Raw genomic sequence first — 21,675 nt, 5'->3', positions numbered from 1 at the left:
GTTGTAGGCCGGGCGTTGCCCGCCGTGTGCGAGGGGCATTGTTGCAGCCCGGCCTGACAATGGCGTCCCAGGTGGCCGATCAGGAGCTGTCAGATGTCGTGTCGCTCCATCAGGCCACCACCGTCGCGCGGAAGAACGTGCCGGTTCCGGTGACTTCGGCCTTTTCGCCCGCCGGGACGAAGACGGACTCGCCGGGGGCGAGGTCCTGCTCGCCGGTCCGTACGGAGCCCGCCGTGCACAGCAGGATCTGCGGGGTCGCGCGCGTGAGGTCGTGGGCGGGTGCGCCTTCGGCGCGGACGTAGCGGGAGAGACGGAACTCGTCCATGGGCGTCTCGTAGACCTCTTCGCCGTCGGGCGAGGCCTCCGGGCGCAGGACGCCGGGGTCGCCGGCCTCGAAGCGGACGATGCGCAGCAGTTCGGGGACGTCGACGTGCTTGGGGGTCAGGCCGCAGCGCAGGACGTTGTCCGAGTTGGCCATGATCTCGACACCCAGGCCGTCGAGATAGGCGTGCGGAACGCCCGCGCCGAGGAACAGGGCCTCGCCGGGCTGGAGCCGGACGTGGTTCAGCAGCATCGCGGCGATGACGCCGGGGTCACCGGGGTAGTGGCGGGCGATGCCGGCGTACGGGGCGTGGGCGCCGCCGAGGCGCTCGCAGGCGTCCGCCGCCTCGGCGACCGTACGGGCCATCTCCTCGGGGTCGGCGGACAGCACGGCCGTCAGCACCTCGCGCAGCGCCGCCTCCTCGGGGTGGGCCCGCAGCAGGTCCACGTACGGCTTGAGGGAGTCGACGTCGAGGGCGCCCAGCAGGGCGGCGGCCTCCTCGGGCCTCCGGAAGCCGCACAGGCCGTCGAACTCGGTGAGGGCGCAGATGAGTTCGGGCTTGTGGCTGGCGTCCTTGTAGTTGCGGTGGGGCGCGTCGACCGGGATGCCGCGGCGCTCCTCGTCCTCGTACCCCTCCTTGGCCTGGGCGAGGTCGGGGTGCACCTGGAGGGAGAGGGGGGCGCCGGCGGCGAGGATCTTGAGCAGGAAGGGGAGGCGGGGGCCGAACTTCGCGACCGTCCGGGAGCCCAGCTCATGTTCCGGGGCCTTGTCGATCACCTCGTCGAGGGGTCCGCGCGGCGTGCGCGAGGGAGCGCCCGGGTGGGCGCCCATCCACATCTCCGCCTGCGGCTCGCCGGTCGGCTCCACGCCGCGCAGGCGGGGGATCGCGGTGGTCGAGCCCCAGGCGTAGGGGCGGATCGTGTTCTCGAGGCGGTCCATGGTGTGTCTTTCTCGCTCTGTGGTCGGTGGGCCGCGGCGTCGTACGCGCCCTTGGGTTGGTGCGTCTGGTGCGACTGGTATGTCTGGTGCGTCGATCAGTGCGCGGCCAGTACGCGCGCCGGTCGTGTGCCTGACGCGGCCCGGTCGTGCGCCGCGGGTACCGACCGTGCGCCGCGCGTACCGACCGTGCGTCGGTCGGGCTCCGGACGTGCGCCGGTTCTGTCCGGCTCCGGGCCGGAGAGCCCGGGGCCGGGATACAGATCAGGCCCCGGAAGCGAGCGCCAGGTAAACGGCGGCGAAATCCGTGACGGCGATCAGTTCCGCGAGAGTCTCCAGGTGGCCGCCCTCCTCGGGTTCCAGTTCGCTGATCGCGGTGTCGTGGCCGAGGGCCAGTTCGCGGGCGGCCGGAGCCGCGCTGAGGCCGCCGGCGGGCCGGTCACGCAGCAGCACCACGCGCGCGTGGAGGGTGGCCGGGTCATCGACGCGGTCGCGGAAGAAGTCGTCGGGGTCGGCGCCCGCGGCCAGCGCGCCGGACAGCAGGACCATGTGCGAGGCGAGCGCCTCCGGCAGCTGGGCGTCGAGGGCGGGGCGGCCCGCCAGCTCGGCGAGCGCGGCGGCGAACCGGCGTCCCACGGGGCCCGCGGTGGGGCCCTCGGTCCAGATGAGGGGCAGGGCCTCGGCGAGTTCGGCGGCGAGGGTCTTGGCCGGGTTGCTGTACGTGGCGATGGCCGGGCCGCAGCGTTCGGCGACGAGGTCGAGGCGGTCGGCGACCTTCTGCAGGACGTCCGGGGGCGCGCTGATCAGGCCGGTGCGGTCGAGGAGCGCGAGCAGGGGGGTGAGCAGCGCCCACAGAACACCGGGCGCCGCGGCCGGTGCCGGCTCGTCCTGGTCGTACGGAGCGGTCGCCATGGGGACGCAGAGGCCGTGGGCGCCGTCCACCGCCTCGGTGACCGGGGTCCCGGCGGGGGCGACGGCGACGACCGTGCAGCCGCGGCGGTAGGCCTGTTCGGCGAGGAGCGTCAGGCCCGGCTCGGTGCCGTCGGACGTGGCGACCAGGAGCAGGTCGAGGGAGCCCGTCCAGCCGGGGAGCTCCCAGCGCAGGGCGCCCGCGGCGGGGGCGACACCGGTGGGGTGCAGCCGGGTCACGGGGGAGCCGGCGCCCACGAGCGAGCCGAGGAGGTCGGCGACGCCCGCGGAGGCGATGCCGGGGCCCGCGATGAGGACGGCGCGGGGACGGCCGTCGGGCTTGAGGTCGGGGATGCCGGCCTCGGCGGCGAGGCGGACGGCGGTACGGACCCGGGCGCCGGCCTCGGCGGCGCCGCGGAGCAGGCCGCGGCGGTCCGCCTCCGCCAGGGCGTCGGGGGTGTCGAGCAACGATTCGTCGAGCATGGACGGCAGCCTCCGTTCGCCGGGTGGCTCTAGTCGCCGGGGTTCCTCTTCGCGCGCCGGGTCCCCGCGTCTTCGTGTGCGTGCATGACACGTCGAGCCCGCGCGTCGTACGCACACGACCACGCCGTGCTTGCACGCCGTGCGTGACACGTCGTGGGTCTACACGTACCCCTTCACGCGCCCGCTCCTTCCCGTTTGCACGCGCGCCTCACTCGGGACGGCGGGCCTCGTCGACGAGCAGTACGGGGATGCCGTCCCGGACGGGGTAGGCGAGGCCGCAGTCCTGGCCCGTGCAGACCAGCTCGTTCTCCTCCTCCTTGAGGGGGGCGTGGCACGCCGGGCAGGCGAGGATCTCCAGGAGGCCGGCTTCGAGCGGCATGAGGTGTCCTTCCGAACTGTGGATGCGGCCTGGTCAGCGTACCGCCGCGGGGGTCGGGGCGCCGGAGCGGACAGGGGTACGGCGGGACCGGGACTCGTGGCTACGGATGGCTACGGCGGGACCCGCGGGTTCCGCCGTGGCCGCCTCCTCGTCCGCCCGGCGCCGGGGCAGGTCCTCAGCCCCGGCGCCCGGTCGGGCCATCAGCCCCGGATGACCGCCAGGGCCTCGTCCCGGATCTTGGCCATCGTCGCCTCGTCGCAAGCCTCCGCGTTCAGCCGCAGCAGGGGCTCGGTGTTGGACGGGCGCACGTTGAACCACCAGTCCGCCGAGGTCACCGTCAGACCGTCCAGTTCGTCCAGCTGGACGTCGTCGCGACCCTCGTACGCGGCCTTGAGCGCGGCGAGACGGGCCTTCTGGTCGTCGACCGTGGAGTTGATCTCGCCGGAGCCCGCGTAGCGGTCGTACTGGGCGACCAGGGCGGACAGGGGGCCTTCCTGCTCGCCGAGGGCCGCCAGGACGTGGAGGGCGGCCAGCATGCCCGTGTCGGCGTTCCAGAACTCACGGAAGTAGTAGTGCGCGGAGTGCTCCCCGCCGAAGATCGCGCCGGTCCGCGCCATCTCGGCCTTGATGAAGGAGTGGCCCACGCGCGTGCGGACCGGGTTGCCGCCGTTCTCGCGGACGACCTCGGGGACCGACCAGGACGTGATCAGGTTGTGGATGACCGTGCCGGAGCCGCCGTGCTTGGCCAGCTCGCGGGAGGCCACGAGCGCGGTGATCGCGGACGGCGAGACCGGGTCGCCCTTCTCGTCGACCACGAAGCAGCGGTCCGCGTCGCCGTCGAAGGCGATGCCGAGGTCGGCTCCCTCCTGGCGGACGTGCTCCTGGAGGTCGACGATGTTCGCCGGGTCGAGGGGGTTGGCCTCGTGGTTGGGGAACGTGCCGTCCAGCTCGAAGTACATCGGGACCAGGTCGAGGGGAAGGTCGACGAAGACCGTGGGCACGGTGTGCCCGCCCATGCCGTTGCCCGCGTCGACCACGACCTTCAGGGGCCGGATGGACGTCAGGTCGACCAGGGAGCGCAGGTGCTTGGCGTAGTCCTTCAGCGTGTCGCGCTGCGTGATGGTTCCCGGTGTGGCGGCCGGCTCCGGGGCGCCGGACCCGCTCCACCGCTCGGCCAGTTCGCGGATCTCGGCCAGGCCCGTGTCCTGGCCGACGGGCGCGGCGCCCGCGCGGCACATCTTGATGCCGTTGTACTGGGCGGGGTTGTGGGAGGCCGTGAACATGGCGCCGGGCAGGTTCAGCGCGCCCGACGCGTAGTAGAGCTGGTCGGTCGAGCACAGGCCGATCTCGGTGACGTCGACCCCGCGCGCCGCCGCCCCGCGCGCGAACGCCCGTGCCAGGCCGGGCGAGGAGGGCCGCATGTCGTACCCGATCACGATGGCGGCCGCCCCGGTCACCTGCGCGAAGGCCGCCCCGAACAGCTCGGCCAGCGGCTCGTCCCACTGGTCCGGGACCACCCCGCGCACGTCGTACGCCTTCACGATCGTCGACAGATCAGCAGACACGGCCAACCCTCCTGAAGTCCTCATCGGTCACCCCAAACTACCCGTCCGGGACGACAGTGGGCTGTGCCGCCACTGAGGACGTCGTCGCGGGGTGTGGCGGCGTTCGCCCAGGGCTCACGGAAGCATCCATTCCAGTACGGGTGTGCTCTGCCCCACCACGATCAGGCACATCACCAGCAACAGCCCGAGGCTCCACGGCAGCACCTTGCGCAGCAGGTCGCCCTCGCGGCCCGCGAGCCCCACGGCCGCCACCGCGATGGCCAGGTTCTGCGGCGAGATCATCTTGCCGAGTACACCGCCGGAGCTGTTCGCGGCGGCGAGCAGTTCGGGCGGCAGTCCGGACTGCTGTGCCGCGCTCACCTGGAGGGCACCGAAGAGGGCGTTGGCCGAGGTGTCCGAGCCCGTGACCGCGACGCCGAACCAGCCGAGGACCGGGGACAGGAAGGCCAGTCCGGCTCCGGCCGCGGCGACGAAGTGGCCGATCGTGGCGGCCTGTCCGGAGAGGTTCATGACGTAGGCGAGGGCGAGCACGGACGTCACGGTGAGGATCGCGAACCGCAGCTCGTGCACGGTCGCCGCCCACTCCTTGACCGCCACGCGCGCGTGGACCCCCAGGACGGCCGCCGTGCAGATGCCGGCGATGAGCACGAGCGTGCCGCCCGTCGACACGATCGGCCAGGTGAAGGCATTGGCGCCGACCGGGTCGCCGTCGGGGCCGGCGACATCCAGGAAAGGCCAGTCGAAGGTCCGGGTCGCCCCGGCCAGCCAGTCCTTCACGGCGGGGATCTGCGCGACCGAGAAGATCGCCACGATCAGCACGTACGGCGCGTAGGCCCGGACGACCTCGCGGCGCGGGTCCTCCTCGTCCAGGTCCTCGCTGCGCGCACCGGTCAGCACGGCGGCGCGTACGGGCTCGGAGGCGGGCCTGCGCGCGTGAGGCACGGCGACCAGGGCGGCGGCGCCCAGCAGGGCCGCGCCGATGTCGGCGAGCTGCGCGGAGACGTAGTTGGAGGCGACGAACTGGGCGACGGCGAAGGCGGTGCCGCACGCAAGGGCGGGCACCCAGGTCTCGCGCAGCCCGCGCCGCCCGTCGACCAGCCAGACGAGCACGAGGGGGACGACGAGGGCCAGCAGCGGCGTCTGGCGGCCCACCACGGACGCCACGGTGTCCAGGGGCAGTTCGGTGACCTGGGCGAGGGTGACGACGGGCGTGCCCATCGCGCCGAAGGCGACCGGCGCGGTGTTGGCGACCAGCGCGATGACGGCCGCGCGCACCGGTTCGAAGCCCAGGGCGACGAGCATCACCGCGGAGATGGCCACCGGGGCGCCGAAGCCCGCGAGGGCCTCCAGGAGCGCGCCGAAGCAGAAGGCGACGACGAGCGCTTGGATGCGCGGGTCGTCGGAGAGGCGCCCGAAGGAGCGGCGCAGGATGTCGAAGTGCCGGGTGCGGACGGTCATCCGGTACACCCACAGGGCGTTGACGACGATCCACATGATCGGGAACAGCCCGAAGACGGCCCCCTGGGCGGCGCCGGAGAGCGTCTGACCGAGGGGCATGCCGTAGGCGAGCCAGGCGACGAGCCCGGCCGCCAGGAGGCCGGTCAGGCCCGCGAGATGGGCCTTCATACGCACCACGCCCAGCAGGACGAGGACGATGACGAGGGGCAGGGTCGCGACGAGTGCGGACAGGCCGAGCGATCCGGCCACGGGTTCGAGTTCCTGGACGTACAACGGGTTGCCTCCCCGGTTCCGCCATGCGAAAGCGATTTCTCACGCGTACCGGAATGGTCGTGTCCGCGACAACGGCACGTCAATGCGTGTGCAGCGTCCGGGTGTTGTCGACGCGTGAGGAAACGCCATGGCCGATGCGTGAGGAAACGTCATGCCCGATGTGCGAGAGGCGCGGTTGCCTATGAGCGAGGAGGCGCCGCTCAGTTGTCCGGTGAGCGCAGAACTCGCAGATGCCCTCGTCGCGCGACCTCCATCGGGTCGGCGGAGCGGGCGTTGTCACCCGCCTCGGCGGCGCGCTGCTGCGGCTTGGCCGCCTCACGCACGGCGTTGGCGAGCGCTTCCAGGTCGTCACCACTGGGCTGGGCGGGGGCCGAGCCGTCGAGGAGCCGGACGACCTCCCAGCCGCGCGGCGCGGTGAGGCGCTCGGAGTGCTCGGCGCACAGGTCGTAGCAGTGGGGTTCGGCGTAGGTGGCGAGCGGACCGAGGACCGCGGTCGAGTCGGCGTAGACGTACGTCAGCGTCGCTACGGCGGGTCGGCCGCAAGCGGTGCGCGAACAGCGACGTACAGGGCTCACGACGTTGGACGGTACCGCACTCTTGAGCGGGCCGCGACGACTCTCCACCAGGTCACTCGACCGTGTCGCACTGTGAAGCGCCCCACACACCCCCTCCGGCGCGCCTTTCTGACCAGCACAGGGCCGCTTGTCCGAAATGCCGAACACCCTCCGGGCTGATCACTTTTCCTGGCAAACTCTGTCAATTGCCATGAGATCGACGGTCTTGGAGAGATGCGCAATCGAGCCCAACCTTGGCTGGAATGGTCATGGGGCGACATGCCGTACGGCCTCCCTGGGGAACCGCGTGGGCGCCCGGCGCGTGACGCGCGCGAGGACTACCCTTCACAGGTGATGGACAACGCCGTACCGCCTGGTCCCGCCGCGCCCGGACCCCGCCGCCGTGACCGGCACGGCAGGGGCATGCGCGGCCCTGTCGCACCGCCGCAGGTGCCCCTTTCGGCAAGCCGCGCCGAGGCGTTCGCGGATCTGGTGCAGGACTCCGTCGAGCGCCTGGAGCGGCGCTGGCCGCAACTGGCCGACATCGACTTCCTGGTCCTCGAAGTACCGCGCCTGGACGGCCCGGGCAGCAGTTGGAACGACGAGGCGGTGCCCCTCGGGGGCACCGTCCCGGCCCGGGACGGCCGCCGCGCGCGTGTCGTCGTCTACCGCCGCCCGGTCGAGATCCGCACCAAGGGCCGCGACGAGCGTGCCGCGCTGGTGCACGAGATCGTGGTGGAGCAGGTCGCCGAACTCCTGGGCCTCACACCGGAGACGGTGGATCCCCGCTACGGCGAGGACTGATCCTGATGCGGTCAGGGGTGGGCGTGAGCGGACTCGCGCCCACCCCTGACCGTTCCGTACAGAAGCGGACCCTTATCGAAGCAGTACCGACAGATCCTGCTCCGCCTCCGGCACAGCCACCGTTCCCCGGTCGTCCGGCAGCGTCTGCACGGTGAATCCGGTGCCCCCGTCGGTACCCGCCTCCAGCATGCGGGACGCGTAGACGGGTCCCCCGGAGACCGGCTCGACCGTCAGCGCGTACGTGCCCTTCAGGCCGCTCGGGACGGGTACGGCCACCTGCTGGCTGGTGCCGCCCTTGATCTTGTACGTCTTCGTCGCGGCCGTGCCGCCCTCGCTGCCCGCGGAGGCGGTGACCTTGACCTCGGCGGCGTCCTCGGGGGCGGTCACGGTGAGTGTGGTGCCCTTGGAGCGGTTGTCCGCGACCGACGCGCGCGTGTCCACCGGCCGGCTCGCCGGGACGAACGCCGTCTCCTGGCTGTCGCCCTTGCCGCGCACCACCCGCACGGCGGCGACCACGGGCACCGACGTGCCCGTCGGCGTCAGCACCAGTGACCCGGCCTCACCCCGTGTCACGTCACCCAGGTCGATCGCGGCCGTCATGCCGGCCTTCACGTGCAGCGTCTCGTTGCCCGCGGGAGTGATCAGACCCGAGGGCGAGGCGAGCCGCACCTGCAGGTCGGCGTCCGTGTCCCCCGGTACGAAGGCCACCAGCCGCACCTCCTTCGCGTCCGCGGGGACGCCCGGCAGGACCAGGCTGCCCGCCGGATCGGCCGACGGGGCCAGCCAGTCGCCGCCCAGCTTGTCGTCCAGGGCCTGGACGGCCGCCGCCACGCGTCCGCTGCGCACGCTGACGTGCACGGTCAGGTCCGTCTCCGCCGCGTCCGCGAGCGTGGACAGCAGGACCGGCTCGCTGGAGCGCGGCCGGACCGTGATGCCCTCCCCCGCGGTCGACTTCAGGGCCCCGTCCTTGCCGTACAGCTCGATGTCGACGACGGCGGCCGAGTCGTCCGGGTTGGTCAGGTGGACGTAGTCGGTGCGGTCCACGACCGTGCTGGCTCCGGGGAACCAGAAGTCGGTGTCCGGCGCGGAGCAGTTGACGCCGAGCAGACCGCGTCCCGTGCCCGCGTCGACCTCGGTGGTCTGCTGGACGGTCCATCCGGGCGCGTGCTTCCCCTCGGCGGTGCCGATGAGGGCGGGCGACTCGCCGTCCGCGGTGCCGGTGACCGGCTTGCCGGGCTCCTCGGCCGCCAGGAAGGGCTTCGCGGACTTCCCCTTCTTGCCGCTGCCGGATCCGTCTTCGTCCGCCGCCTCCTCGCCCGCGGCCACGAGTGAGGCCTGCCCGCCGTCCCCGGTGCCCTTCGTGACGGGCGTGAAGGACGTGTACGAGGTCTCCGCGACGTCCGAGGTGCTCGGCTGGGGGCAGAGGAGGCTCGTGCGTTCCACGGGCAGCTGGGCGGCCGCCTTGGCGGCGGGCTCACCGGAGCCGTTGGGCGCGGTGAGCGCGGCGAAGCCGGTGACGGCGGCGAGCGCGGTCGCGCCGGCGATCAGGGACAGGGTGGTGCGGTTCACTGCCGGCCTCCCTCGGGGCGCTCACTGTCGGTGCCGTGCGACGGGTCGTACGTGGCGTCGTAACCCTGGTGGTACGTCTCGCCGTACGAGCCGTTCGGGTCCCCGTAGGCGTACGGGTCGTACTGGCCGCCCTGGTAGGGGTCCGCCTGGTACGGCTGCTGGTAGCCGCCCGCCGGGTACTGCTGGGTCTGCTGCTGGTACGGGTCGTTCCCGTACGTGCCGTACTCGGTGCCCGGGTAACCCGGGGTGTCCCACCCGTCGTACGCCGGCTGCTGCGGGACGGCGGCCGGTACCGGGGCCTCCTCGGCCGGGGGCGGGGGTGTGTCGGCGGTCTGTCCGGTGCCGGTCTGCGCGGCCTCGGCCTGTTCGGCCTCGGCCTGGGCGCGCAGCCGGCGGGCACGGCGACCGTCACCGCTGATGTCCTGGGCGGGGACGACGGGCTCCTCGGGGAGGTCGTCGTCGACGTCCCGGCGGCGGCCCGGCAGGGCGAGCACCACCAGGACGACGGCGAGCGCGCCCTGGGCCCACAGCCAGCCGGTGTGGCTCACCGGGTCGTCGAAAGTGACGTCCAGCTTCCCGCCGCCCGACGGCAGCTTGAAGCCCTGGGCCCAGCCGTCGACCGTGACGCGGGTGAGCGGCTCGCCGTCGAGGGTGGCGGTCCAGCCCTCGTCCGCGGTGTCGGCGAGACGCAGGACGCGGCCCGCGTCGCCCTCGGGCAGGGTGGTGTGGATCTCGACGGGGCCGGCCGCCACGGGCTGCGGGTCGCCGGAGGCGGGGACGACGACGGCGCGGGCCACCTGCCGGTCCACGCGCCACAGGGCGCTGCCGTCCTGCTGGCTGAGCCGGCTCAGTCCGGGGGTGGCGTCCAGGACGCGGCTGACGTCGCGGGGCGCGCCCTTGTCGACGAGGACGTAGCGGACGGCGAAGCCGCCGAGTTCGTCGGCCTGGTCGGCGCCGGAGCCCGCCACGAGATTGGCGACGACCTTGTCGAGCCGCTCGTTCTCGCCGGCCGCCGCGGCGATCTCGGCGTCGCCGAGGCGGGCGCCGGAGCCGCGGACGAGGGTGTAGCCCACCTCGGCGGTGGAGTCGCTGTCGAGGACCAGGGTGCGGGGCTGGTCGCGGGTGCCGCTCTCCTCGGCGACGAACGCGGGCACCTGCACGGGCTCGCGCCGCTCCAGGGGCCCGTCCGCGCCGCGGACCATCCAGCCGGCGGCGGCCAGCAGCGGGCCGACGGCCGCGGCGAGCGCGATGAGGGCGGCCACCGGCTGGCGCCAGCCGAAGCTCTGCTCGGCCACGCGCGCGCGTGCCCCGTCGGCACCGAGCGTGGCGGCGGCCAGCAGGGCGAGGCCGTAGACGAGGGTGGCGGGTCCGGCCCAGGCGGAGCCGTTGGACAGGACCGCGAGGACGAGCGCCACGAGGGCGGCGACCCAGGCCGTGCGGACGGACAGCTGCCGTTCCGAGCGCAGCAGGGCGGCCAGCGCCGCCAGCACGATGCCGATGAGCAGCAGCCCGTCGACGGTGCCGGGGCCGCCCGGGGAGGTGCCGAGCAGGTCGGTGGCGGAGGCCGCGCCCGTGCCGTACTCCAGGCCGGCCTCCTGGAAGAAGCCCGACGGCAGCAGGGTCAGCGACCAGGGGGCGAGGACGAGGAGCGGGGTGCCGAGCTGGGCCAGGAAGCGCAGACCGTAGGCGGGGACGTCCCGGCGGCGCAGGACGAGTACGCCGAGGCCGAGGACCAGGGCTATCGGCCACACGACCGGGGTGAACGCGGTGGTGAGGGTCAGCAGCAGGGCGTACGCCCAGGTGGCGCGCCAGCTGCCGCGCGCGCCCGAGGAGTTCGCGAGCCCGGCGGCCGTGATGCCCGCGCGCGCGAGGAGCGGCAGCAGGACGGCGAGGACGGCGGTGCCGATGCGGCCGCCCGCGAGCGCACCGGTGACGGCGGGCAGGAAGGCGTACGCGACGGCCGCCCACGCGCGCAGCAGCCGCGAGCTGACGAGGGGCCGGGAGGCGAAGTACGCGGTGAAGCCGGCGAGCGGCACGGAGGCCACCAGCAGCGCGGTGACCGCGGCTCCGGTGGAGCCCAGCAGCAGCGACGCGAGCAGGGCGACGAGCGCGAGGTAGGGCGGCGCGGACTGCGTTCCGCCCGCGCCGACCGTGTGCCAGGAGTCGAGGTAGCGCGACCACAGTTCGCCGGAGTCGGCGGGCGCGGGCAGCAGCGCGCCGCCCGCCAGCGCGCCGCCGCCGAGCAGGTTGCGGCAGGCGACGAGCGAGACCAGCAGCAGGACGGCGAAGAGCACGGGCCCGGGCCGGCGGGCGAGGCGCTTGAGCCGGGCGAACTGCTCGACCTCCAGGAAGTCGGCGTCGTCGCCGCCGGGCCCGGACTCGACCGCGCCGCCGTGCCGTCCGGCTGCGGAGGACTCGGGATCGGAGCGGCCCACCAGGTTGCCGGCGACCTGCTCGACGGTGGCCCGTACGGTGGCGCCGGGCGGCGGGAACAGGGCGCGCAGTTCGCCCTTGTCGAGCTGCGGCCGGCCGCGCCTGCGGCGGCCCGCAAGGATGCGCTCCGGGCGCAGCAGGGTGCCCAGGAGGCCGCGGATCTCGTCGACGGCCTGTCCGGGGACCTTGCCGACGAGGTAGGCGAGAGTCCGCAGCAGGGTGCCGAGCACGAGCCGCACCAGGACCCACGGCAGCGCCGCCGCGCGCGTGTTGACGAGCAGGGTGTAGACGGCGCCCGCCTTGTCGACCATGTGCGGGGAGGCGGAGCTGCGGCCGACGCAGTCGACGGTGCGGCGCTCGCGGGAGGCCGCCTCGGCGTGCCGTACGACCGCCTCGGGGGCGACGAGGACGCGGTGCCCGGCGGCCGTGGCGCGCCAGCACAGGTCGATGTCGTCGCGCATCAGGGGCAGCCGCCGGTCGAAGCCGCCGAGTTCCTCGAAGACGTCGCGGCGGATCAGCATGCCCGCGGTGGACACGGCGAGCGTGGGCCGTACGTGGTCGTGCTGCCCCTGGTCCTGCTCACGGCGGTCCAGACCGGTCCAGCGGCGGCCGGAGTTGGCGATGGTGACGCCGACCTCCAGCAGCTGGCGGCGGTCGTACCAGCCGCGCAGCTTGGGGCCGACGACGGCCACGTCGTCCCGGCCGAGCTCGTGCTCGTTCTCGACGACCCTCAGCAGCTCGGCGAGCGCCTCCGGTTCGGGGGCGCAGTCGTCGTGCAGCAGCCACAGCCACTGCACGGGCTCGCCGTGCGGCAGCTCCGGCATGTCGTAGGCGTCGTCGCGCCAGGTGCGGGTGACGGGGTCCCAGCCGCTGGGGCGCTTGAGGTAGGGCAGTTCGTCCGGGGTGAGCACGCCCGCGTTGCGGTTGGCCTCGTCGACGGCCTGGCCGAAGCCGGTGCGCCGGGCGAGGTGCAGGACCCGGTCGTCGCCGAGGGCCTCGGTGAGCAGCCGGGCGGAGTCGTCCCCGCTGCCGGTGTCGGCCGCCACGGCGTTCTGCACCGGGCGCTCCTGGCCGAGCAGCCCGGCGAGCGCGTCGGGCAGCCAGCGGGCGCCGTCGTGGGCGACGAGCACCGCGGTGACCACGTGGCGCGGGAACTCGGGCGGGCGGGACGGGTCGGACAGCGCCTGGCTGGTCGGGCCGAACGCCGCCTGGCGGGTCGGGTCGAACACCCCTGTGGCAGCGTCGTGGTGGGCTGCCGTGTGACTGTGCACGGACATCGAGGTACGGGCCCCGGTTCGGTGGACTGCGGTGGACGTCCGCGTCCAGGGAGGACAGCGGGACGTCTCGGACGAGCGACCACACTAACGGCTGGGCAGCAAGCGGCCCGCCGCCTGTGGACTGCCCATGGGCGGCGGGCCGGTCGTTACGTAAGGGTGTGTGCTGTTTGGTCGGCGGCACGCGCGCGTGTGTGCTTGTCCGGTTCCCGGTGCTCCGCCCGTTGTCGTACGGCGGCTCCGGAGTCTCAGACGGCGGCCTTCTTGAGACGGCGGCGCTCACGCTCCGACAGGCCGCCCCAGATGCCGAACCGCTCGTCGTTGGCGAGCGCGTACTCCAGGCACTCCGAGCGGACCTCACAGGCGAGGCAGACCTTCTTGGCCTCCCTGGTGGAGCCGCCCTTCTCGGGGAAGAAGGACTCGGGATCGGTCTGGGCGCAGAGCGCGCGCTCCTGCCAGCCGAGTTCTTCGTCCGCGTCGTCGACCAGCAGTTGCTGCACGAGCTCGGTCATGTGCGCCCCTCGTCTGTCTTTCGCGTCCCCGTGGTGTTGCCGTACCGATTTCGGCTGAACGACACGAGTGAAATTACAAGTGTGCTGCTACGGGCGAGTCAAGCCGAGATCTGCTATTGAGCCCCTTATTCACTCTGCGGAACCAAGGCCGAGCGGAAAGTGTTCAAATCACCATAAACCCTGACAGCAGGCGGGGCCGTCGAGCGCACCTCCCCCACGTACGAGCAAGGACGCTCACAGGTTCGATCTCGTTGCGGCATGAACACCGAAGCGATCATGATCACGTTTGGACCGCCGTTCGCCTGGGGTTCTGTGCCCGGTGGACGCCATGTGTCCCGGGAACCCCGTGAGCAAACCTTTCATCTGACCGGTGGCCCGGATGAGGTGAAACACGGCCCGTCCACAGGAGGTCGAGTTGACAGCCGAGGTGTGAACCGCTGTCCTTGTGGGCATGCTCGCGAACTTGGCACTCACCCCGACCCGCCCCGCCGGGTCCCTCGGTGCTGCCCGCGCTCGCTGTAGCTGTTGCTGTTCCGGCTGTTGAGCTCACCGCTCCGGCCTTCCCGAACCCGAGGCTCCGGCCTCGTCCGGTCGTACACCCGGTCGCACACGGGGCGGACGCCCCGCTGACGTCCCGGCCGCTCGGCCGTACACGGCGCCCATGACCCGGGCCACGGCCGACGACGCCCCGCCTTCCCAGACTCCGCTCAGACTCTGCTGCCGAGGGACCACCTCACTCCATGAACAGCGACAGCGACCTCCAGATCGCCGGCGACATCCTCGAAGTCCCGCACCTCCTCCAGGCCCCGCGCGAGCACCCGGTCACCGTGGCCGAGTTCGCCGGGCTCGCCCGCTCCGTCGCGGCCGACCGCGCCCAGTGGGAGCACCTCGTCCGGTACGACGCGACCTCGCGCTGGTACCACCGGCTGCGCACGGGGCCCGGCTACGAGGTGTGGCTGCTGTCCTGGGTGCCCGGCCAGGGCAGCGGTCCCCACGACCACGGCCGCTCCTCCGGCGTACTGACCGTCCTCGACGGCGTCCTGACCGAGCGCACCGAGCGGGGCGTCCGCGTGCTGCGCGCCGGGGCGCAGCGGGTGTTCGCTCCGGGGTACGCGCACGAGGTCGTCAACGACGCCCTCGAACCGGCGGTCAGCCTGCACATCTACTACCCGGGGCTGACGGAGATGCCGATGCACCGGCCCGGATTCGCTTCGGCCGGCTCGGCCGGAAAGACACTTCTGTCCGCCGCCTGCTCGGCGCAGGCGCCCAAGGCCCCGGCGGACTCCCGGTGACCTGCTGACACCGGGGCGGCACCCCGGCCGCCCGGCCGTTCGGTGACCGTCCGGAGGCCATCGGGTACGGGTTTGTGCGGGTTGTGGCGGCGGCCTGCCGACGCGTTGTCGCACCCGCCTGCAAGACTGCTCCCATGCGCATTGTGGTTCTGGCAGGCGGCATCGGCGGTGCCCGGTTCCTGCGCGGTCTGAAGCTGGCCGCGCCGGACGCCGACATCACGGTCATCGGCAACACCGGCGACGACATCCATCTCTTCGGGCTGAAGGTCTGCCCGGACCTCGACACGGTGATGTACACGCTCGGCGGCGGCATCAACGAGGAGCAGGGCTGGGGCCGTGCGGAGGAGACCTTCCACGTCAAGGAAGAACTCGCGGCCTACGGGGTGGGGCCCGAGTGGTTCGGGCTCGGCGACCGGGACTTCGCCACCCACATCGTGCGCACCCAGATGCTGAACGCCGGCTTCCCGCTGAGCGCCGTCACCGAGGCGCTGTGCGACCGGTGGCAGCCCGGGGTGCGGCTCATCCCCATGTCGGACGACCGGGTCGAGACGCATGTCGCGGTCACGCTGCCCGACAGCGACAGCGACAGCGACGGCGGCAGCGGCTCCGGCGAGCGCAAGGCCATCCACTTCCAGGAGTACTGGGTGCGGCTGCGCGCCTCCGTGCCGGCCGAGGCGATCGTGCCGGTCGGCGCCGAGCAGGCGAAGCCCGCGCCGGGCGTCCTGGAGGCCGTCGCCGCGGCGGACGTGATCCTCTTCCCGCCGTCCAACCCCGTGGTCTCCATCGGCACCATCCTGGCCGTCCCCGGCATCCGCGAGGCGATCGCCGACGCCGGGGTGCCCGTCGTCGGCCTCTCCCCCATCGTCGGGGACGCGCCCGTGCGCGGCATGGCCGACAAGGTGCTCGCCGCCGTCGGCGTGGAGGCGACGGCCGCGGCGGTCGCCGAGCACTACGGGTCGGGGCTGCTGGACGGCTGGCTGGTCGACACGGTGGACGCGGACGCGGTGGAGCGCGTCGAGGCCGCCGGGATCCGGTGCCGGGCCGTTCCGCTGATGATGACGGACGCGGAGGCGACGGCGCGGATGGCGCAGGAGGCGCTGGCGCTGGCGGAGGAGGTGCGGGGCGCTTGAACAGCGACCTTTCCGGGAACGGCGGCGGCCTCTCCGGAGCCGGAGCCGAGGACCCCGTGTCCGCCGCGGCGGACGGTGACCCGACCCCGGGCTACCGCGTCTGGGCACCGGCCGGCCTCCCCGAGGTGCGGCCGGGCGACGACCTCGCCAAGCTGATCGCCGCGGCCGAGCCGGGCCTGGCCGACGGGGACGTGCTCCTCGTCACCTCCAAGATCGTGTCGAAGGCGGAGGGCCGGATCGTCGAGGCCGCCGACCGGGAGGACGCCATCGACGCCGAGACCGTACGGGTCGTGGCGCGCCGCGGGACGCTGCGGATCGTGGAGAACCGGCAGGGCCTGGTGATGGCCGCCGCCGGGGTCGACGCCTCCAACACCCCCGCCGGGACCGTGCTCCTCCTCCCCGAGGACCCGGACGCGTCCGCGCGGGCGATCCGGGAGGGACTGCGGGAGACGCTCGGGGTCGAGGTCGGGATCGTGATCACCGACACCTTCGGGCGGCCGTGGCGTTCGGGTCTGACGGATGTCGCGATCGGTGCCGCGGGCGTGCGCGTGCTCGACGATCTGCGCGGCGGGACGGACGCGTACGGCAATCCGCTCTCCGCGACCGTCGTCGCGACCGCCGACGAGCTGGCCGCGGCCGGTGACCTCGTGAAGGGGAAGGCCGGCGGGCGGCCCGTCGCCGTGGTGCGCGGGCTCGGGCACGTGATGGCGGAGGACGACGGCGAGGGGGCGCGGGCGATGGTGCGCGGCGCGCGGAACGACATGTTCCGGCTCGGCACCTCGGAGGCCGTACGGCTGGCGGTGACCCAGCGGCGTACGGTCCGGTCGTTCACCGACGAGTCCGTCGACCCCGGCGCCGTACGGCGTGCCGTGGCCGCGGCGGTGACCGCGCCGGCGCCGCATCACACCACACCGTGGCGGTTCGTGCTGCTGGAGTCCGAGGAGTCCCGGACCGGGCTGCTGGACGCCATGCGGGAGGCATGGATCGCGGATCTGCGGCGCGACGGCAAGAGCGAGGAGTCCATCGCCAAGCGGGTGCGCCGGGGCGACGTCCTGCGCAACGCGCCGTATCTGGTGGTGCCCTGTCTGGTCATGGACGGGTCCCACACGTACGGCGACGCGCGGCGGGACGGGGCCGAGCGGGAGATGTTCGTGGTCGCCGCCGGTGCCGGGGTGCAGAACTTCCTCGTGGCGCTCGCCGGTGAGGGCCTGGGGTCCGCGTGGGTGTCGTCGACGATGTTCTGCCGGGACGTCGTACGGCGCGTGCTGGCGCTGCCGGAGGGCTGGGACCCGATGGGCGCCGTGGCGGTGGGGCGCCCGGCGGAGGAGCCCCGGCCGCGGCCCGGGCGCGACGCCGACGCCTTCATCGAGGTGCGGTGAGGCATCCTGGAACGACCGTCTGAGGACCTCCCCCGTCTCCCCCGTCCCGTACGACTTCCAGGATCACCACTGTGGCAGGACGCTTCGCGCCCCGGCCCGCACGCACCGCGACGGTGCGCGGCGGGCTCTCCGGTGTGCCCGCGCCCGGTGGGGCGGGCCGGCCGGCCGCCGCGGCCGGGCTGCGGCGGACCTGGCGTCCCGAGGGGCCGCTCGACCTCGGACTGGTGCTCGGGCCGCTGCGGCGCGGGCCCCACGATCCGACGGTCCGGCTGACGCCCGACGGGTCCGTGTGGCGGGCCAGCCGCACCCCGGCGGGGCCGGGGACGCTGCGGGTCGCGCTGCGCGGCGAGGTGGCGGAGGCCGAGGCGTGGGGGCCGGGGGCCGGGTGGCTGCTGGAGCAGCTGCCCGGGATGCTCGGCGCGTTCGACGACCCGTCCGCCTTCGAGCCGCGGCACCGGCTCCTCGCACTGACCCGGCAGCGGCGTCCGGGGCTGCGGCTGACGCGGACCGGGCTGGTGCTGGAGTCACTGATCCCGTCGGTCCTGGAGCAGAAGGTCACGTCGCTCGAGGCGTACAGGTCCTGGCGGCTGCTCGTCCGGAGGTTCGGCGAGCCGGCGCCGGGCCCCGTGCCGGAGCCGATGCACGTGATGCCGGACGCCCGGACCTGGGCGCTGATCCCGTCATGGGAGTGGCACCGGGCCGGCGTCGACGCCAAACGGGCGTCGACAATCCTGCGGGCCGTACGGGTCGCCGCGCGGCTCGAGGAGGCCGTGACCATGCCGCCCGCCCAGGCGCAGGCGCGGCTGGAGGTCCTGCCGGGGATCGGGCCGTGGACTTCGGCGGAGACCGTGCAGCGCAGTCATGGCGCGGCGGACGCGGTGACGGTCGGGGACCTGCATCTGCCGGGCATCGTCGGCTACGCGCTGGCGGGTGACCGGAACGCCGACGACGAGGCGATGCTGTCGCTCCTCGAGCCGTACGCGGGGCAGCGGCACCGGGCGGCCCGGCTGATCCTGCTGTCCGGGCGGACGCCGCCGCGGCGGGGGCCGCGGATGTCGGTGGGGACCATCTGGCAGCACACGTAGGACTGCGGTCCGGCGGCACACGTGTGGCTCTGCCGGGTCCGGGTGGCCGTCGGGGCGACCGGTCGTCACCGCTCGCCCCGCTCGCTCGCCCCGCTCGCTCTCCACGCTCGCTCGCCCCGCTCGCTCTCCACGCTCGCTCGCCACGCCCGCTCGCCAGGCCGCCTCGCCGTACCGGTCATCGGTCACCATCACCGGTCACCGGTCGCGGCGAATCGTTCCGCTCACTGGTCCGACGAGAAGCGCACCGCCGCCGTCGGGATCCGCGCGTCGCACCACACCCGTACGCCGTCCCGGAGTTCGTTGTCCGCTCCGACGACCGCGCCGTCGCCGATGACCGCGCCGGTGAGGATCGAGCGCCGGCCGATGCGGGCCCGTGCGCCGATCAGGGAGTCCGTGATGACCGCGCCCGGTTCGACCACCGCGCCCGCCAGGACCGTACTGCCCGACAGCCGGGCGCCCTCGCCGACGAACGCGCCCTCGCCGACCACCGTGCCCCCGGTCAGCTTGGCGTCGCCCGCGACCATGGCCGTGGGCAGGACCAGGCGGTCGCCGCAGCGGCCGGGGACCGCCGGGGACGGGGCACGGCCGAGAACGAGGTCCGCGGAGCCCCGGACGAACGCCGCCGGGGTGCCGAGGTCGAGCCAGTAGGTGGAGTCGACCATGCCCTGCAGATGGGCGCCGGCCGCCAGCAGGTCCGGGAAGGTCTCCCGTTCGACCGAGACCGGACGGCCCGCCGGGATCGTGTCGATGACCGAGCGGCGGAAGACGTACGCGCCCGCGTTGATCTGGTCGGTGACGATCTCCTCGGGGGTCTGCGGTTTCTCCAGGAAGGCCGTGACCCGGCCCGTCGCGTCGGTGGGGACCAGGCCGTACGCGCGCGGGTCGGTGACCTTCGTCAGGTGCAGGGAGATGTCCGCGCCCGTCGACCGGTGGGTCGCCACGAGCGCCTCGATGTCCAGGCCCGTGAGGATGTCGCCGTTGAAGATCAGGACCGGGTCGTCGGGACCCGAGTGCAGACGCGACGCGACATTGCGGATGGCGCCGCCGGTGCCGAGGGGCTCCTCCTCGGTGACGTACTCCAGACGCAGCCCCAGTGACGAGCCGTCACCGAAGTACGGTTCGAAGACCTCGGCCAGATAGGAGGTGGCGAGCACGATGTGCTCGACACCCGCTGCCTTGGCCCGCGCCAGCTGGTGCGTGAGGAAGGGGACCCCGGCAGCCGGGACCATGGGCTTCGGGGTGTGCACCGTGAGCGGGCGCAGCCGGGTGCCTTTGCCGCCGACCAGGAGGATCGCTTCTGTCACCTGTCGTCTCTGCTTCCTGCCGGGACCGGCCGAAGTGTGGTTCGGCCGGCCAGTGTATGCAGACCGTTCGATGGGCCTTCGATGGCAGTGCGGGGGGTCCGTCGATGGCTCGGTGTGGAGTTGTCGTGGGTACGGCTGTGGAGTTGTCGGTGCGGAGGTGTGTCCGGGTGGCCGACCCGTGACAGCCGTGCACCGGCCTACCGGCCCTGGAAGTACGCCGCCGTGGAACGGGCCTTGCCGAGCTTGCCGTAAAGGCGGCGTCCCGGGCACTCCGTGACGAAGCCGTCCCGATGGCCGGAGATCACGTTCAGTCGTACCTTCCTACCTTTTCGGTAGAGATTGCCACCACCGGACGTCAGATATGTCTTGCCACGCGGGTTGACTCCGTAAAGGCCGAGTTTCCAGGCCGTGAGGCTGGCGATGGCGCGGACCGCCTTCGTGGGCGGCTTCGCGCTGCCGTAACTGCCGAGCACGGCGATGCCCATGCTGTTCGCGTTGAAACCGAGTGTGTGCGCGCCCATGACCGCTCTGGCCACGCCGCCCGCGCGCCCCTCGTAGATCTTTCCGCACTTGTCGACGAGGAAGTTGTAGCCGATGTCCCGCCAGCCGCTGCTCACGACGTGGTAGCGGTAGATACTGCGGATGAGCGAAGGGGACTGCGAGCAGCGGTACTTGTTGCCGGACGCCGTGTGATGCACGAAGGCCGCCTTAACCCGCTTGGTGTAGCGGAAGCCGCGCTCGCGCAGCTTCTCGTCGGCGCCCCAGCCGCGGCGCGTGATGATACGAGGGCGCGGACCGATGTACGGCTTGGCTCCGGGCCGCGCGCCCACGTACCGCTCCTCCGTCTCCCGGCGGGACAGCGCCGGGATCTCGGCCGCGCCCAGGGGGGTCAGTTCGGCGTTGGCGACGGACGCGGCGCTCGCCTCGGGGCCCAGCGCGCCGAAGCGCGAGGTGCCCGCGGGGGTGCCGCCGGGCGGGGGCTCCGCACCGGGATCGACGAGCTCCAGGCGCAGGCCCTCGGGGAGCGCCCGGTCGTCGGGGGGTGTTTGGGCGCCTCCGGGGGAGGTTCGGCCGTCGGGAGGGGCCTGGGCATCGGAGGGGATCTGAGTGTCGGAGGGGATCTGAGCGTCGGGCGGTGCCTGGGCGCCGGAACGGGGTTGGGCGTCGGAAGGGGTCTGGGCGTCGGGAGCTGCCTCGCCGTCTGGAGCTGTCCGGCCGCGGGGAGCGCCCTTGTCGACGAGGGATTCCTTGTCGTTGAGGGCTTCCTTGTCGACGAGGGCCGCCTGGCCACCGGGCTGCATGCGGCCGCCGAGGGCCGCCCGACTGCCGAGGACCGTCTGACCGCCAGGGGCCGCCCGACCGCCAGTTACCACCTGCCCACCGGCCGTGTCCGGGCCGTGATGCTGTGCCTCCGCGCGGATCCGTACCTCGACACCGTCGGAGTCACCCACCCACAACGGGGCCGTCGAGCCGCGTACCCGGCCGGAGGCGCGCTCGGCGGTGTCCGGGTCGGGGGCGTGCTCGTGGTTGTGCGTGTCGACGTCCTGCCAGCCGGACCACCGGGCGGTACCGGTGCCCCGGGTGCGGACCTGGACACTGCCGTGCAGTTCGGCGTCCGGGTCGTCCCAGACGACGCCGACCAGCGAGAACGGCCGTACGGTCCGGCGCACGGAACCCCGCTCGGCCGCGGCGGGCCCGGCCGCGCGGTCACTGCCGGGCCGGGTGAGCCGGCTCAGCGGGATCGACTGGGTGCTGCCGGGGACGGACTCCGCCCCCGCCGCGGGAGCCTGGGGCGCGGCCGAAGCGGTGAGGACCAGCGGCAGGGACAGGGCCGCCGCGCATGTGACGCCGATCGAGGATGACAGAAATCGTCGCATGCCACTGATCTTGGACATAATCAGACATTCATGTCCATCCGGGGTTTGACGGCTCGTTGGGCGCGTTCGGCCGAACCGGTGGCCCGGCGCCTCGGCCCGCGCCGCCGGCCGAGGTGCCCCCCGCGTACTCTTGCGCG

The 21,675-nt window shown here is 73.4% G+C and carries 16 protein-coding genes; 5 read left to right on the top strand and 11 right to left on the bottom strand.

Annotated elements, in window-relative coordinates; translation table 11 throughout:
• Positions 1 to 109: 109 nt before the first annotated feature.
• From manA to IE242_RS20270, 6 genes are all read right to left on the bottom strand, one after another.
• On the bottom strand, positions 110 to 1,261 hold the full coding sequence (manA, locus tag IE242_RS20295; RefSeq protein ID WP_189861233.1) for a mannose-6-phosphate isomerase, class I: 1,152 nt from the start codon (positions 1,259 to 1,261) through the stop codon (positions 110 to 112).
• A 261-nt stretch (positions 1,262 to 1,522) separates the two neighbouring features.
• Positions 1,523 to 2,650 carry an SIS domain-containing protein gene (locus tag IE242_RS20290; RefSeq protein WP_189861232.1) on the bottom strand — a complete coding sequence of 376 codons (1,128 nt, stop codon included), beginning with the start codon at positions 2,648 to 2,650 and terminating at the stop codon, positions 1,523 to 1,525.
• Between the two features lie 208 nt (positions 2,651 to 2,858).
• Positions 2,859 to 3,029 carry a Trm112 family protein gene (locus IE242_RS20285; RefSeq protein ID WP_189217976.1) on the bottom strand — a complete coding sequence of 57 codons (171 nt, stop codon included), beginning with the start codon at positions 3,027 to 3,029 and terminating at the stop codon, positions 2,859 to 2,861.
• Between the two features lie 200 nt (positions 3,030 to 3,229).
• Positions 3,230 to 4,594, bottom strand: a complete 1,365-nt coding sequence (locus IE242_RS20280; RefSeq protein WP_189861231.1) for a phosphomannomutase/phosphoglucomutase — start codon at positions 4,592 to 4,594, stop codon at positions 3,230 to 3,232.
• Between the two features lie 114 nt (positions 4,595 to 4,708).
• Positions 4,709 to 6,325: an L-lactate permease gene (locus tag IE242_RS20275; protein ID WP_189861230.1), complete on the bottom strand. Its 1,617-nt coding sequence runs from the start codon at positions 6,323 to 6,325 to the stop codon at positions 4,709 to 4,711.
• A gap of 200 nt (positions 6,326 to 6,525) precedes the next feature.
• On the bottom strand, positions 6,526 to 6,948 hold the full coding sequence (locus tag IE242_RS20270; protein WP_189861229.1) for a DUF3499 domain-containing protein: 423 nt from the start codon (positions 6,946 to 6,948) through the stop codon (positions 6,526 to 6,528).
• A 285-nt stretch (positions 6,949 to 7,233) separates the two neighbouring features.
• Between IE242_RS20270 and IE242_RS20265 the strand changes: the two genes are divergently transcribed.
• Complete coding sequence (locus IE242_RS20265) at positions 7,234 to 7,683, top strand: metallopeptidase family protein (protein WP_189861296.1); 450 nt, start codon at positions 7,234 to 7,236, stop codon at positions 7,681 to 7,683.
• 72 nt (positions 7,684 to 7,755) lie between these two features.
• Here the strand turns inward: IE242_RS20265 and IE242_RS20260 are convergent, their stop codons facing one another.
• From IE242_RS20260 to IE242_RS20250, 3 genes are all read right to left on the bottom strand, one after another.
• Complete coding sequence (locus tag IE242_RS20260) at positions 7,756 to 9,252, bottom strand: DUF5719 family protein (protein ID WP_189861227.1); 1,497 nt, start codon at positions 9,250 to 9,252, stop codon at positions 7,756 to 7,758.
• Positions 9,249 to 12,962, bottom strand: coding sequence for a glycosyltransferase (locus IE242_RS20255; protein WP_189861226.1), 3,714 nt, complete (start codon positions 12,960 to 12,962; stop codon positions 9,249 to 9,251). Before IE242_RS20255 ends, IE242_RS20260 begins: the two co-directional genes overlap by 4 nt.
• Positions 12,963 to 13,207: 245 nt before the next feature.
• Complete coding sequence (locus tag IE242_RS20250) at positions 13,208 to 13,471, bottom strand: WhiB family transcriptional regulator (RefSeq protein ID WP_003975777.1); 264 nt, start codon at positions 13,469 to 13,471, stop codon at positions 13,208 to 13,210.
• A gap of 740 nt (positions 13,472 to 14,211) precedes the next feature.
• Here IE242_RS20250 and IE242_RS20245 point away from each other — a divergent pair.
• From IE242_RS20245 to IE242_RS20230, 4 genes are all read left to right on the top strand, one after another.
• On the top strand, positions 14,212 to 14,763 hold the full coding sequence (locus IE242_RS20245) for a cysteine dioxygenase (RefSeq protein WP_189861224.1): 552 nt from the start codon (positions 14,212 to 14,214) through the stop codon (positions 14,761 to 14,763).
• Positions 14,764 to 14,897: 134 nt separating this feature from the next.
• Entirely contained in the window at positions 14,898 to 15,893 is a 996-nt protein-coding gene (gene cofD, locus IE242_RS20240) for a 2-phospho-L-lactate transferase (protein ID WP_189861222.1), read from the top strand.
• Between the two features lie 56 nt (positions 15,894 to 15,949).
• Positions 15,950 to 17,272, top strand: coding sequence for a coenzyme F420-0:L-glutamate ligase (locus IE242_RS20235; RefSeq protein ID WP_189861294.1), 1,323 nt, complete (start codon positions 15,950 to 15,952; stop codon positions 17,270 to 17,272).
• Positions 17,273 to 17,343: 71 nt separating this feature from the next.
• A complete protein-coding gene (locus tag IE242_RS20230; protein ID WP_189861220.1) occupies positions 17,344 to 18,357 on the top strand; it encodes a DNA-3-methyladenine glycosylase family protein in 1,014 nt (337 codons plus the stop codon).
• Between the two features lie 221 nt (positions 18,358 to 18,578).
• Here the strand turns inward: IE242_RS20230 and manB are convergent, their stop codons facing one another.
• Together manB and IE242_RS20220 are read right to left on the bottom strand one after the other, a co-directional pair.
• Entirely contained in the window at positions 18,579 to 19,661 is a 1,083-nt protein-coding gene (gene manB, locus IE242_RS20225; protein ID WP_189861218.1) for a mannose-1-phosphate guanylyltransferase, read from the bottom strand.
• Positions 19,662 to 19,858: 197 nt separating this feature from the next.
• A complete protein-coding gene (locus IE242_RS20220; protein WP_229859152.1) occupies positions 19,859 to 21,538 on the bottom strand; it encodes an N-acetylmuramoyl-L-alanine amidase in 1,680 nt (559 codons plus the stop codon).
• Positions 21,539 to 21,675: the final 137 nt, after the last annotated feature.

It is taken from the genome of Streptomyces poonensis (assembly GCF_014650915.1).
GTDB classification, from domain to species: Bacteria; Actinomycetota; Actinomycetes; order Streptomycetales; family Streptomycetaceae; genus Streptomyces; species Streptomyces poonensis.
This window is presented reverse-complemented; position numbering and strand designations above follow the sequence as displayed.

What these genes read in the sequence shown, in the direction of transcription:
- manA (WP_189861233.1), bottom strand. Translation starts at nt 1,261, where the DNA reads ATGGACCGCCTCGAGAACACGATCCGCCCCTACGCCTGGGGCTCGACC.
- IE242_RS20290 (WP_189861232.1), bottom strand. Translation starts at nt 2,650, where the DNA reads ATGCTCGACGAATCGTTGCTCGACACCCCCGACGCCCTGGCGGAGGCG.
- IE242_RS20285 (WP_189217976.1), bottom strand. Translation starts at nt 3,029, where the DNA reads ATGCCGCTCGAAGCCGGCCTCCTGGAGATCCTCGCCTGCCCGGCGTGC.
- IE242_RS20265 (WP_189861296.1), top strand. Translation starts at nt 7,234, where the DNA reads ATGGACAACGCCGTACCGCCTGGTCCCGCCGCGCCCGGACCCCGCCGC.
- IE242_RS20255 (WP_189861226.1), bottom strand. Translation starts at nt 12,962, where the DNA reads ATGTCCGTGCACAGTCACACGGCAGCCCACCACGACGCTGCCACAGGG.
- IE242_RS20250 (WP_003975777.1), bottom strand. Translation starts at nt 13,471, where the DNA reads ATGACCGAGCTCGTGCAGCAACTGCTGGTCGACGACGCGGACGAAGAA.
- IE242_RS20245 (WP_189861224.1), top strand. Translation starts at nt 14,212, where the DNA reads ATGAACAGCGACAGCGACCTCCAGATCGCCGGCGACATCCTCGAAGTC.
- cofD (WP_189861222.1), top strand. Translation starts at nt 14,898, where the DNA reads ATGCGCATTGTGGTTCTGGCAGGCGGCATCGGCGGTGCCCGGTTCCTG.
- IE242_RS20220 (WP_229859152.1), bottom strand. Translation starts at nt 21,538, where the DNA reads ATGCGACGATTTCTGTCATCCTCGATCGGCGTCACATGCGCGGCGGCC.